Source organism: Pseudomonas sp. GW822-FHT03F04 (assembly GCF_058801405.1).
Genome location: NZ_JBXANF010000008.1, coordinates 35,588 through 47,677 on the forward strand (window position 1 = coordinate 35,588; position 12,090 = coordinate 47,677).

The 12,090-nt window shown below is 62.6% G+C and carries 11 protein-coding genes; 8 read left to right on the top strand and 3 right to left on the bottom strand.

Translation table 11 applies throughout. The annotated features are described in order from the left end of the window. Nucleotides 1–10 precede the first annotated feature (10 nt). From AC1RMX_RS19530 to AC1RMX_RS19560, 7 genes are all read left to right on the top strand, one after another. A complete protein-coding gene (locus tag AC1RMX_RS19530) occupies nucleotides 11–1,012 on the top strand; it encodes a polysaccharide deacetylase family protein (RefSeq protein ID WP_096821345.1) in 1,002 nt (333 codons plus the stop codon). Further along, complete coding sequence (locus AC1RMX_RS19535) at nucleotides 1,009–2,328, top strand: lipopolysaccharide biosynthesis protein (protein ID WP_493072770.1); 1,320 nt, start codon at nucleotides 1,009–1,011, stop codon at nucleotides 2,326–2,328. The genes AC1RMX_RS19530 and AC1RMX_RS19535 overlap by 4 nt, the downstream gene beginning before the upstream one ends. Continuing rightward, nucleotides 2,325–4,244: a hypothetical protein gene (locus AC1RMX_RS19540; RefSeq protein WP_493072771.1), complete on the top strand. Its 1,920-nt coding sequence runs from the start codon at nucleotides 2,325–2,327 to the stop codon at nucleotides 4,242–4,244. The genes AC1RMX_RS19535 and AC1RMX_RS19540 overlap by 4 nt, the downstream gene beginning before the upstream one ends. Nucleotides 4,245–4,314: 70 nt before the next feature. After that, entirely contained in the window at nucleotides 4,315–5,004 is a 690-nt protein-coding gene (locus tag AC1RMX_RS19545) for an N-acetyltransferase (RefSeq protein ID WP_493072772.1), read from the top strand. A gap of 4 nt (nucleotides 5,005–5,008) precedes the next feature. After that, nucleotides 5,009–6,193 carry a GNAT family N-acetyltransferase gene (locus tag AC1RMX_RS19550; RefSeq protein WP_493072773.1) on the top strand — a complete coding sequence of 395 codons (1,185 nt, stop codon included), beginning with the start codon at nucleotides 5,009–5,011 and terminating at the stop codon, nucleotides 6,191–6,193. Continuing rightward, on the top strand, nucleotides 6,165–6,956 hold the full coding sequence (locus AC1RMX_RS19555) for a ChbG/HpnK family deacetylase (protein ID WP_493072774.1): 792 nt from the start codon (nucleotides 6,165–6,167) through the stop codon (nucleotides 6,954–6,956). Before AC1RMX_RS19550 ends, AC1RMX_RS19555 begins: the two co-directional genes overlap by 29 nt. A 114-nt stretch (nucleotides 6,957–7,070) precedes the next feature. Continuing rightward, nucleotides 7,071–7,763: a GNAT family N-acetyltransferase gene (locus AC1RMX_RS19560; RefSeq protein WP_192560360.1), complete on the top strand. Its 693-nt coding sequence runs from the start codon at nucleotides 7,071–7,073 to the stop codon at nucleotides 7,761–7,763. Between the two features lie 49 nt (nucleotides 7,764–7,812). Here AC1RMX_RS19560 and AC1RMX_RS19565 read toward each other — a convergent pair whose 3' ends face one another. Further along, nucleotides 7,813–8,619, bottom strand: a complete 807-nt coding sequence (locus AC1RMX_RS19565) for a class I SAM-dependent methyltransferase (protein WP_493072775.1) — start codon at nucleotides 8,617–8,619, stop codon at nucleotides 7,813–7,815. Between the two features lie 137 nt (nucleotides 8,620–8,756). Between AC1RMX_RS19565 and AC1RMX_RS19570 the strand changes: the two genes are divergently transcribed. Beyond that, nucleotides 8,757–9,125: a hypothetical protein gene (locus AC1RMX_RS19570; RefSeq protein ID WP_096821338.1), complete on the top strand. Its 369-nt coding sequence runs from the start codon at nucleotides 8,757–8,759 to the stop codon at nucleotides 9,123–9,125. Here the strand turns inward: AC1RMX_RS19570 and AC1RMX_RS19575 are convergent. Both AC1RMX_RS19575 and AC1RMX_RS19580 read right to left on the bottom strand, forming a co-directional pair. Further along, complete coding sequence (locus AC1RMX_RS19575; RefSeq protein WP_096821337.1) at nucleotides 9,116–10,546, bottom strand: sigma-54-dependent transcriptional regulator; 1,431 nt, start codon at nucleotides 10,544–10,546, stop codon at nucleotides 9,116–9,118. The genes AC1RMX_RS19570 and AC1RMX_RS19575 overlap by 10 nt on opposite strands. After that, nucleotides 10,515–12,008: a sensor histidine kinase gene (locus tag AC1RMX_RS19580; protein WP_493072776.1), complete on the bottom strand. Its 1,494-nt coding sequence runs from the start codon at nucleotides 12,006–12,008 to the stop codon at nucleotides 10,515–10,517. Before AC1RMX_RS19580 ends, AC1RMX_RS19575 begins: the two co-directional genes overlap by 32 nt. Nucleotides 12,009–12,090 lie beyond the last annotated feature (82 nt).

A 12,090-nucleotide genomic window follows, 5' to 3' on the forward strand; every position in this document is an offset into this window, starting at 1 on the left:
GGCTCAAGCCATGGCGATCAAACAACTGATAAAACGCACCAGTGGCTGGCTCTATCTCAACTCGTCCGTGGGGCGAAACCAGTTGCACGGCGCCGGGGTGATCCTGATGTTGCACCGGGTGTTGTCCAACGACCGCGCCGCCGACCTGCCGCATCGCAACGAACTGTGCGTCGGGCCGAAAGCCTTCGAGCATCTGCTGGTGTGGCTGCGCAAGCATTTCGATTGCGTGCCGCTGATGGAAATCCTCCAGCCCAACGCCCTGCGCAGCGAACGCCCGCAAGTGGCGCTGACCTTCGATGACGGCTGGCGCGACAACGCCGCCAACGCCTTCCCGCTGCTGCAGAAACATCAGGTGCCGGCGAGCATTTTCCTCTCCACCGACTTCATCGGCAGCCGCCAGCGCTTCTGGTGGGAAAGCATCGGAGAAACCCTGTGGGGCAGCCACGGTGAAAAACCGCGCATGCACCTGATCGACTGCTTACAGGCGATTCACCACCCGCTGCCGGTGCTGATGGACGACATCGATGTGGATCGTCGCAGCCTGACGTTGCTGCACTACCTGCAAGGTTTGAAGAGTTCTGACCCTTTGATGCTCGAACGCCTGACCGACGAATGCCCGCCAGAGTCGCAGCCCCAGGCGCTGGACTGGCATCAGGTGCGCGCGATGGAAGCTTCGGGGCTGGTGCGTTTCGGTCCTCACGGCGCCAGTCACACGATCCTGACCCAACTTGACGACGTGCGCCTGAGCGAAGAAATCAGCCGCAGCCGCGATGCCCTGCACAATGGCTGCAATCGTCCACTGCCGGTGTATTGCTACCCCAACGGCGACAACGACGCACGGGTGCGCGAACAGATTGCCAACCACGATTATCCGTTCGCCCTCGGCACCGGCACCGGGATCTATCGCGGCGCGGGTGATCCGCTGAACCTGCCGCGCTTCGGGGTCAGCCAGCGCACTGCGCGCAACCCGGAACTGCTGTCGTGGCGGATCTTTCGCGGGGCGCGACCATGAGTCGAGGCAGTTACCTCAAGCACCTGGCGCTGAGCATGGGCACCAAGCTGGCGATGATCGCTCTGCGCCTGCTGAGGAATGTGTTGCTGGCGCGAATCCTCGGCCCCAGTGAGCGCGGGCTGTTCGCCCTGCTCAGCACCCTGCCCGATCTGATCAGCGCGGCCACCAGTGGCGGCTTGAATTCTGCGGTCGGCTATCAGGCCGCCAAGCAGCGGCCGATGGGTTTGCTGCTGGCCCAGGTGCTGGTCTTCGGTTGTCTGCTGGCGGGGTTGTTGACCTTGCTGGTGGTGGCGCTGGTGCGCGAGTTCGGCAGTGAACTGGACGTAACCGTGCAACTCGGCCTGCTGGCGTGGCTGTTGCTGCTGGCGGTGCCGTTGACCGTACTCAAGAGCGGTTTGCTGACGTTGCACAATGCATCCGGCGGCGTGGTCGCGTTCAACGCCCTGCGTCTGGTGGAATCCCTGGCGCCGCTGTTGCTGTTTCTCGCATTGTTCTGGATGTGGAAGGAAGCGGCACTGGAAGCCGCGCTGATCAGTTGGCTGGCCGGGATCAGCCTGGTGGTGCTGGCCGGTTGGGTCTGGCTCAAGCGCGCACAACCGTTGCAGCTGCAATGGGACCGCGCCAGCCAGAACGAACTGCTGCGCTACAGCGCCCGCAGCCATCCGGACTTGCTGTTCCAACAAGTGATTCTGCGTTCCGACTATCTGTTCATCGGCGCCCTGCTCGGCAGTACTGCACTCGGTCATTACGCGATGGCCAGCGCCGCCGCCGAACTGCTGCTGATCGTCCCGGAAGCGGTGACCACCCCGCTGATGAAACGCCTGCTGCAACAGGACGAAGGCATGGACAAAGTCACCCCGCTGGCGCTGCGCCTGACGGCCACGGTGATGCTCGGCGCCTGCCTGACCATGGCCGTGATCGGTGAATGGCTGATCGTCACGTTGTTCGGCGTCGCCTACCAACCGGCGTATCCGGCGCTGCTGGCGTTGCTGCCGGGCCTGTTGGGCCTGTGCTACGCGAGCATTCTGCGGCTCGACCTGCTGGGCAAGAATCGCCCCGGCACGGTGTCGCTACTGATGGGCCTCGGTGCCCTGCTCAACCTGGCCCTGAACCTGGTGATGATCCCGGCGTACGGTATCGTCGGCGCGGCAGCGGCCTCGTCGATTGCCTATCTGGCGGTGACCGTGGCGATGCTGGTGTTGTACTGCCGGTTGAGCGGCGTGCCGTTCTGGCAAACCTTGATCATCCTGCCCGCTGACATCACGCCGATGTGGCTGATGTTGCAGCGTCGCTTTTTACAACGGAAATCCGCATGAAAAGCCTGGCCCTGCTGCTCGGACTCGGTCTGTCGCTGGACGCCTTCGCGGCGTCGATGCGCTGGGGCGACATTCGCGACGGCAGCCTGTACCTGCAAGCGGATCGCCCCGACACCGTGACCGTGCGCTGGGCGCCGGCGTGGCAGGCGGACGCCAACGAAGAGCACCTGTACCTGCTCGACGGCCAGGGCCAATTGCAGGGCGACCGCTTCATCAAGGCCAGCGAAACCCGTGGCAGCCAGAGCTGGCCGTTGGCGCCGGGCGCGGCGAGTTATCAACTGGAAATCCCCGGCTACAGCTTCCGCAATTACCGGGTCGAACACGACGAAAACACCGTGGCGCTGTTCTCCCCGGCCAAGGTGCATTTCAGCGCTGAGACCCGTGACGGCGATGAGCTGTTTTTCAATATTGCACCGGGTGAACACGCGGTGCTCGCGGGCAAGTTCCACGGTGGCGTCAGCGCCCTGCAAGCGCAGCGGGTCGGCGACGGCCAACAACTGTCGCTGGCGCTCAAACCGTATCGCGCCTATTGGCAATTCGATCAGGTCGCGCTGCCGGTCAGCGATCGCGAACAAGTCTGGCGCCTGCGTCTGCAAGGCAGCGGCAAAGCGGCGTTCTGGCTCGATGGCACGGCCAATCTGTTCGCGCAGAATCCGCAGCAGCTCAAACCGCTGCGCGAAGACGATGGCCAGACCCGCCTGACCCTGCACGACAAAGTCCTCGGCCGCACGCCGGACCTGGGCATCGCCCTGCCCTACGTGATGCCGCCGCCCGCCAGTCATGCGGCGCTCGATGCGTTGAAACCGACGGCCGCCAGTTACTACAGCTTTGTCGATGTGACGGCGAAAAAACCGCAGTTCGAAGATGCGTTTCGTCAGGTCTATCAGGACCGTTTCGGCATCCGCCAGGACATCACCCTGCTCGCCGGCAGCCAGCGCCAGGCTGACCTGCGCGCCGATGTGCAAAGCAACAACGGCCTCGACGCCTGGCTCGCGAGCACGCGACTGCTTGGCGGCAAAGGCACGCACTACATCGGCTTTGCCGACGAGCCCAATCTCAACTATTCAAGCTACGAGCAATACCGTTCGATCTTCACCAGCATGGCCCGCCAGGTACGCAGCGATCCGGCCAATGCCAGGGCCGGCGTGCGCATTGCGATGCCGGCCAGTTCGCGGCTGGTCAACGGCCCGTTCGCCGACAACGCGGCGAGCAAACGCGGCATCGACTGGGCCCGGCGCCTGCTGGGCGAATCCGCCGATCAAGTCGATGCACTGGCATGGCACGAATGGATGATCCGCGACCTGCTCGCCACCCGCATCTATCGCGACAGCGTGCGCCGCGCCGCCGATCTGGTCGGCCTCGACGCCAAGGGTCAGCCGCGCAAGGCCTTGCTGCTGGATCAGACCAATCTCTCCAGCGGCTCAAGCCTGAGCCCCTACGATCAGGAAACCCATTACACCTCGCTGTGGTGGGCCTCGGTGGTGATCAACGCCTCCCAGGACGGCTTGCTGACGATGCTCAACTGGTTCCAGGCCGCCGATGAACCGGAATACCCCAAAGGCATGTTGCGCGTCTCGGCGGATGAACAACACTTCGAACTGAAACCGGTGGGCCTGGCCCAGCAGTTCATCCAGCAGCACTGGCTGCACAACGTGTTGTGGCTGGAAAACGATGCATTCGAAGTCGATGTGCTGGCGATGGCCGGCGACGATCAGCGCGGGTTGTTGGGCGTCAACAAGGGCACGCGGTTGCAGCGTGTCGATCTGGCGGGGGCCAAGTGCCCGTTGAACAACGGCGCCCTGCGCTACTTCGGCGCCGACAACCGCAGCCGCGACGCGCCCTTCCGCTGCCAGGACGGTCGTGTGCGTTTCGAGCTGCCGGGGCAAACCCTGTTTTCTCTGAGCTGGAACGCTTGATGAACCGTCCGTTGATGTTCCGCCGCGCAGGCCTGTGCCGCGCGATGACTCGTCATCAGGAGCAACGACCATGAGCATTCTGCAAAAAATCAGCGAGCAAATTAAACAGAAAGGCCTGCGTGCCACGTTGGCCAAGGTGTGGAAGCACTATTTCTTTTCCCATCAGGAACTGCTGTGGATGGAGCGCGACCTGGTCAGCCCGGTGCCGCCCCACAGCCTCAAGCCTTACCCGCCGCTGCGGGTGGTGAAGATCACGCCGGACAACGCCGGTGCCTTCGCCCGTTACTTTGGCGACCGTGTCGGGACCATGGCGGAGCTGGCCAACGAAGGTCACACCGGGCACATGCACCTCGACGATCACGGCGATGCGGTGGCCTTCATCTGGGGTAGCGCCCGGGACTATTTCGACCGCCATTACTACGGCTGCCTGTTCCCGGTGAAACCCGGTGAGTTCTTCGAATTCGGCGGCGAACTGACCCGTTCCTATTGGGGCACCGAACTGTCGGTGGACCTGCAACTGGAACTGTGGAAAGCCATGGCCGCCCTGGGCTGCGACAAGGTCGTGGACGTCTGCGAGTTCCACAACATCCCGGCGCTCAAGCTGCACCTGCGCATGGGCTACACAGAACAGGGCCGGATCATGAACGTCTACACCCTGTTCGCCCGCTGGCGTTTCTACCGCGAAACCCGCTACAGCGGCTCGCGTCTGGATGCGCTGCGCAAACCTTCCCGCCCCTCCGTCACAGCAACGGCGACCTGAGCCTATGGCGCGATTCGAATGGCGCACTTCGTTGTGCGCGCCTGACTTCCCGGCAGCAGCCTATGAAGCGCTGCGCCTGCGGGTGACGGATCACACGCCGTTCAACAGCCTCGGCTGGTTGATCGCGGCAGAGCAGACACTCGACGCGAGTGAGCATCTGCACATTCTGCTGGGCTGGGAGGCGGACGAATTGCGCCTGTGCCTGCCGTTGGTGGCGAGTCGTGAACGCTTTGCCGGGATACCGTTTGGCGTGGTGCATCACCTCGGTTATCCGCTGGCGGATCGCCTGGCGCTGCTGTCCGTGCTTGAGGCCGACAGCCTGCGTCAGGCGTTGTTGCTCATTCGCCAGCGCATCCCCCACGCGTTGCTGCAGCTCAACGAACTGTCTGAGCCGGCGGGTGAAGAAAGCGTCCTCACCGAATGGATGGCACGCAGTTCGACTGGCGAGCGGCGCTTGAGCTGTCGGGTGCCGGTGCACCTGATCAGCGACGCCGATCTTCAGGAAGTCTCCGGTGATCCGCGCTACAAACTGCGCCGCGCGCGCAAACGGATTGCTGCGTGCGGTGCTGTCGTGCGGCGAATCATTCCCGATGCCCTGACCATGGGCCCGCTGTTGCAAGCCATCAGCGAAGTCGAAGCCGTCAGTTGGAAAGGCGACGAAGGCGTCGGCATCTTCGCCAGCGAACGCAGCCGCCGCTGCATCGAAAGCGCCTTCACCGCCCTCGCCGCCCAAGGCCTGGTGCGCGTGGTCACGCTGGAGCTGGACGGGCGCTGCATCAGCTACCGACTCGGTTTGCTCGAACAGGGCCGGCTCTACGATTACAACCTCGCCTTCCTGCCGCAGTACGCCGATCTGGGTAGCGGTCGGGTATTGCTGGAGGAATGGATTCGCTGGGGGCTGGAGGACCACTGGCGCTGGATCGATGCCTCGCGGGTCAGCCTGGAAAACTCCAGTCACCAACTGCACGAACGCATGACCGGGCAACTGGAACACTGGCGCTGGAGCTTCTACTCCTGGCGCCCGAGCGGTCTGTTGCTGGGGCTTGGGCTGCGTGTCTGGCAGCGGCTCAAACCGAAACTGCAGCAGTGGCGAGCACGTCGGCAAACGGCGATCGCCCAACCCGTCGGCAAACCCGCCGCCATCACCACGGAGGGCGAACATGCCTCGCCAAGTCATAGTCAACGCTGACGATTTCGGCCTGACCCCGAACGAAAACGCGGTGATCTTCAGCGCCTTCCAGGCCGGGGTCATCAGTTCCGCCACGGCCATGGCCAACATGCCGGCGTTCGAAGCCGCCTGCGCGATGGCCCGCCATCACTTGCTGGAGGGGCGGATCGGCCTGCATTTCAACCTGACGTATGGCCGGCCACTGAGCCAGGCGATTATCGCCCGTCCCACCTTCTGCGACAGCCAGGGTGTGTTCGACCTCAACCTGACGCGGTACAGCCTGTGGCTCGGTCGAGCGGATCGCGAGGCGGTGCAGGAGGAATTGCAGGCGCAGTGGCAACGTTGTGTCGATCATGGCGTGCGCCCGAGCCACATCGATTCCCATCAGCACGTGCACAACATCTGGCCGATCGGCGAGATCGTCGCGCGCTTCGCCGCCCACCAGGGCGTACCGGTGCGACTGGCACGTAACCTGGGGCAAAACCTCAGCCTGCCCAAACGCATATTCAAAGGCTTGCTCAACCGTCGTTTGCAAGGGCTGGCCGGTGCGACGGCGGACTACGTCTGCACCCCGATCGACCTGCGCAACGAGCCCGCGCCGACCGACGGTGTGCTGGAAATCGTCGCGCATCCGAATCAGCTCGGGGCTGATTTCGGTGATGCGTATCTGCAACCTGGAGAGTCCCTGAGCCGCGTGTTAGAGCAGCGGCTGGCGGGCGTTCCACGGGTCTCCTATGCCGACCTGAACAAGGATTTTCTGCGCGGTGCCGCGGCACTCGATTGAGTTACACAACTTGCAATACTTTCGAAGATGGCACTTCGAAATGAACTTGCAGGCTTGATCTATACCCACCAGAGCGACATCCAAAAACACCCGGGCTGCGGCCACGGAGGGCATATGAGCGTCATTGAAAAGCTGCGCGAACGCATCAAGCAAAAAGGCCTGGGCCGCACCTTCGGCACCTTGTGGAAACGCTACGTGTTCTTCCATTGGGAACTGCTGTGGATGGAGCGCGACCTGATCAGCCCGGTGCCACCGCACAAGCTGCGCCCTTACGAAGGCCTGCGCAAAGTCGACATCACGCCGCACAACACCGGTGCCTTCGCCAAACACTTCGGTGACCGCGTGCAGACCATGGCCGAACTCGCGGCCGAAGGTCACACCGGGCACATGTACCTCGACGCAGACGACCACGCAGTGGGCTTCATCTGGGGCAGCACCCGCAACTACCACGACCGCCATTACTACGGCTGCGAATTCCCGGTCAAACCCGGCGAGTTCTTCGAGTTCGGCGGCGAAATGACCCGCGCCTACTTCGGCAGCAGCCTGTCGGTGGACGTGCAAGTCACCCTCTGGCAAGCCATGGCCGCCCAGGGTTGCCACAAGGTGGTGGACGTCTGCGAAACCCACAACATCCCGGCGCTGAAGCTGCACATCCGCATGGGCTATCACGAACAGGGCCGCGTCACCCACGTCTATGGGTTGTTTGGAAAGTGGCGGTTCTTCCGTGAGACGCGGTACGAAGGTTCACGGCTGGAACCGCTGCGCAAACCGGGAAGGCCGGTGGTGACGGCGGCTGCGCAGGCTTGAAATGACGAAGGCGGCCATTCGGCCGCCTTCATGACGCTCAATTCGGACTTCAGTTTTTCACCCCCACCCACGTAAAACACATCGGCATCTGCGCCTCGCGGTTCAGGTACTGGTCATACGCCTCTTCCCGGTTCGAGTGCGGGTATTCCTTGAAGTGCGCGATGTTCAGCCCCGCTTCGAGGGCGGCGGTGAAGATGGCGCCGAGGTTGTGCACGAACCAGTACGACGGCGCGGCCTGTTGTTCGACCTTGCCGACGTAGACAATCGGTTCCTCTTGCACGAACGGCTCGCTGCGAAAGTACGAGGTCGCGAGGCGAAACGGATCCTCGGCGTCGGGATCGACCATTTCCAGGAACGGGTGGGTTTCGTAGATCACCAGTTGCCCGCCCGGTTTGAGGGTCGAGGCGACGTGGCGGAAAAACTCGCCGATGTCGGGCATCCAGTTGAGGACGCCGATGGTGATCAGCGCCACGTCGAAGCGACCGCGCAGTGATTCGGGCAGGTGATGAATATCGGTTTCGACGAATTCGGCCTTGTGCGGCGAGCGGCTGTTGAGCTCCCGGGCCTGTTCGAGAAACGCCGCCGACTGATCGACCCCGACGACACTTCGCGCACCCAGCGCGAACAGCGAGAGGCTCTCGCGACCATTGTTGCAACCCAGTTGCACGACGTCTTTGCCATCGACCCCAACCTGCTCTAGCAACCCGCGCAGGGTGTCGTCGAGGCAGGAGAAATCGGCCTGGGCGACCTCGGTCAGCAAAGCCTGCCAGTCAGGTGAATCCTGGTGATGACGGGCTGAATCGTTCCACGCCTGACGATTGCTTTCGATGGCGTTCTTGTTGTTTGGCACTTCCATGGCGCACTCCGGACGATGCTCTTGATTGAGCGGCCCGAGTCTAGTTGAGCCTGCCGATCCAGGTTGTTGCGAACTTGTAAGCCAACGGGCGGCTATAGTTAATAGCCTTGGGGAAAACCGCTTCCACAGGTGCCGCCATGCAAACGTTCAACCGGCTGCTGCTATCCGCCTGTCTGCTCGCCGCCACACAGGCGCAAGCCCTCGACAGCAACTTCAACTACTACGGGCCGAACCAGCCCTTCGCCCACCCGGCGCCGCCGTCGCTGAATGCCCAGCCGCCACGGCCGTTCGATGACACCACGCCGCAGGATTTCGTGGTGATCCCCGATCGCCACGACTTCCACGATTCACAACTGCCGACCGTGGCCGATGCGACGGTGCGGGTGTTTATCCGCACGTACGATGCCGAGCGCGGCATCTACGTCAATGACGAGGTGCTGGACCCGACGTGCCTGCTGGAGTGCCTGAGCCCGCCGAATCCACGGAGTAACGCGGTCTACCACTGACGCTTGTCCGGGCGCGCCAGGCCGAGCTTTTCGATGCGGTAACGCAGCATGTCGCGGCTCAGGCCCAACAAGCGGGCGGACTTGGTGACGTTCCAGTCGGTCTTGTCGAGCATCTTGCGCACCATGTCGCGCTCGACCTCCGGCAGGTTCATCGACTCGGTATTGCTCGCCGGGCGCGGTTCGAAATGCGGCACCTCGTGATGCTGATGCAGCGGCGGCTCGTCGACCAGGCTCATGCACACGTTCAACTGGTGCGCGGCGATGATGTCGTTCGGCGCCAGCAGCACGGTCTGTTCGAGCATGTTGCGCAGTTCGCGCACGTTGCCCGGCCAGGTGTAATTGAGCAGCAGCTCTTCGGCCTGCTGGCTGAAGTGCAGATTCGGTTTGCCGTAGCGCTTGCCGTGGCTGGCAAGAAAATGTCGGGCCAACAGCAACGCGTCGTCGCCCCGGGCATACAGGCGCGGCACCTTGATCGAGATGATCCGCAGGCGGAAGAACAGGTCACGGCGGAACTTGCCCTGCTGCACCATCTGTTCAAGGTTGCAGTTGGTGGCGCTGATCACCCGCAGGTTGACCTTGCGCTCCTTCACCGAGCCGACCCGGCGGATGGTGCGATCTTCCAGCAACTTCAGCAGTTTGGCCTGCAGCACCAGATCCATCTCGCCGATTTCGTCGAGAAACAGCGTGCCGCCGTCGGCCGCTTCCACCAGCCCGACGCGACGATCCTTGGCATCGGTGAACGCGCCCTTCTCGTGACCGAACAGCTCCGATTCCACCAGGTTGGCGGGGATCGACGCGCAGTTGAATTCAATGAACGGGCCTTTGCTGCGCGCGCCGTCGAAATGCAGCGCACGCGCCACCAGTTCCTTGCCGGTCCCCGTCTCGCCTTCCACCAGCACCGGCGGCAGATCGCCGTTGGTCATGCGGCGTTCGGCTTCGAGCAACTGGCCGATGGTGTTTTTCAAATGCTGCATCGGCGCCGATTCACCGATCAGCGCCTGCACCCCGGATTTCTGCGCCTCGCGCTCCTGATAGAACGACAGCGTGCGCTCCATCCGCTCGGTGGCCAGAGCCTTGTCCAGCAGCAACTTGAGCTCCGGCAACGCGACCGGTTTGGTGACGTAATGAAAGGCGCCCTCCTTCATCGCGACCACCGCATCTTCGACATTGCCGTAACCGGTCATCATGATCACTTTCAGATCCGGCGCGCTGATGCGCAGCTTCTGGATCAGGTCGTGACCGCTCATGCCCGGCAGCGAGTTGTCGGTCAGCACGATGTCCGGCATGAAGCTTTCCAGTTGCCCCAGCGCGTCTTCAGCCGAATGGCAAACCGTCACCTCGAAGTCTTTGCGCTCCAGGTAGGTCTGAATATTGTCGGCCAACAGTTCGTCATCCTCGACCAGCAGAATGCTGTGTTCCATATTCCCCTCCCGATGCCACTTTAAAGTTGAGACTGACGCGGGTTCCTTCCTGCTCGCGGCTGGTCAGCACGACCGAGCCCTGAAAACGCTCCATGATTCTTTTGACCAGTGCCAGGCCAACCCCGAGGCCGCCCTGCTTGGTGGTGAAAAACGGTTTGAACACCAGCTGTTGCTGCTGCGCGCTCATGCCTTTGCCGGTGTCGCCCAGGGTCATGCACACCTGGCCGGCATGGGGTGTCTCAATGTCGACACTCAGCACGCCGCCCTTGGGCATCGCTTCCAGGGCGTTGGCAAACAGGCTATTGAGAATCTGCGTCAGCAGCACCCTTTGGCTGACGACCGGCGGGCAGTCCTGCGGGTTGAACCGCACGTCGACCCCGCTACGCCGAATCAGCGCATCAAACGCGCCCAGGGTGTCTTCGACCGCCGCCAGCAGGTCCACCGCTTCACCGTCATCGTTCATCGGCCGCAGCGACACCAGCAGCTCGCGCACCCAGCGCGACATGCGGTCGACCTGACTGATGATGTCGCCGATATTGCGCTGGGCGCTCTGGCTGGCCACTTCCTGGGCCAGTTCGGCGCTGGAACGGATGGTCGCCAACGGGTTGCGCAAGCTGTGAGCCACCGCCGAGGACATCTCGCCCAACGCGACAAAGGTTTCGTTGCTGATCAGTTGCTGTTGCTGGCTCTGCAGCAAGGTCGAGGCACGGCGCACGATCCAGAACAGCCCCAGATAAATCGCCGCGCCACCGAAGATCGTCGCCGCCCAGATCGAAGCAAAACCACGATCGATGCGGTCCACCAGATCCGCCGGTTCCTTGTAGATCTCGACCATGGCGATGACTTTGCTTTTGTCGGCGTTGAACATCGGGATGTAGTTCTCGATGAACAGGTATTTGGGTTCGCGGGACAGCTTCTGCTCGGGTTTCTCGTCGTCGATCTTGTGATAGCTGGAGGACACCGGCACTTTCATTTCGAAGGATTCGTCCAGCTCGTCATCGTCCTCGAATTTCACGCCGATCAGCTCCGGGTTGGTCGACCAGATCACCGAGCGATCCAGGGCGTAGACCGTCGCCAGCAGGATGTCCGGCAAGTGTTCGACATGATCGAGAAATTCGGACCGGGCCGCGCCATGGGCCACCGGATCGACGTCAGGGAAGTTTTCGTCCTGACGCGGGTCAAGCATTTCGCCCATGGTGCGCAGGGGTGTGATGCCGGCGTGGCGCATTTCCGCATCGCCGATGGCCTGGACGAATTGCGCCGTCAGCAACGCATCGCGTTCCACGCTCTCGGTGACCACAAAACGCGTGGAGATATAGCCCAGCCCCAGCGCCACGGCGGCGATGATGAAAAAACTGGCCAGCGAGAACCAGCGCAACAGGTTGAACTGTCCGCCCCAACTCTTGATGGCTGCTGCCGCGACATTCGGCGCAGGTGTTTTTTGTTCTTCCAGTCGTTGCATGGGGGTGCCCTGTCGTTGTGTATCGAACCGGTTACAGCCACCTCACGACTGAGTGTAGGTGGCAATGACCGTGATACAGGAC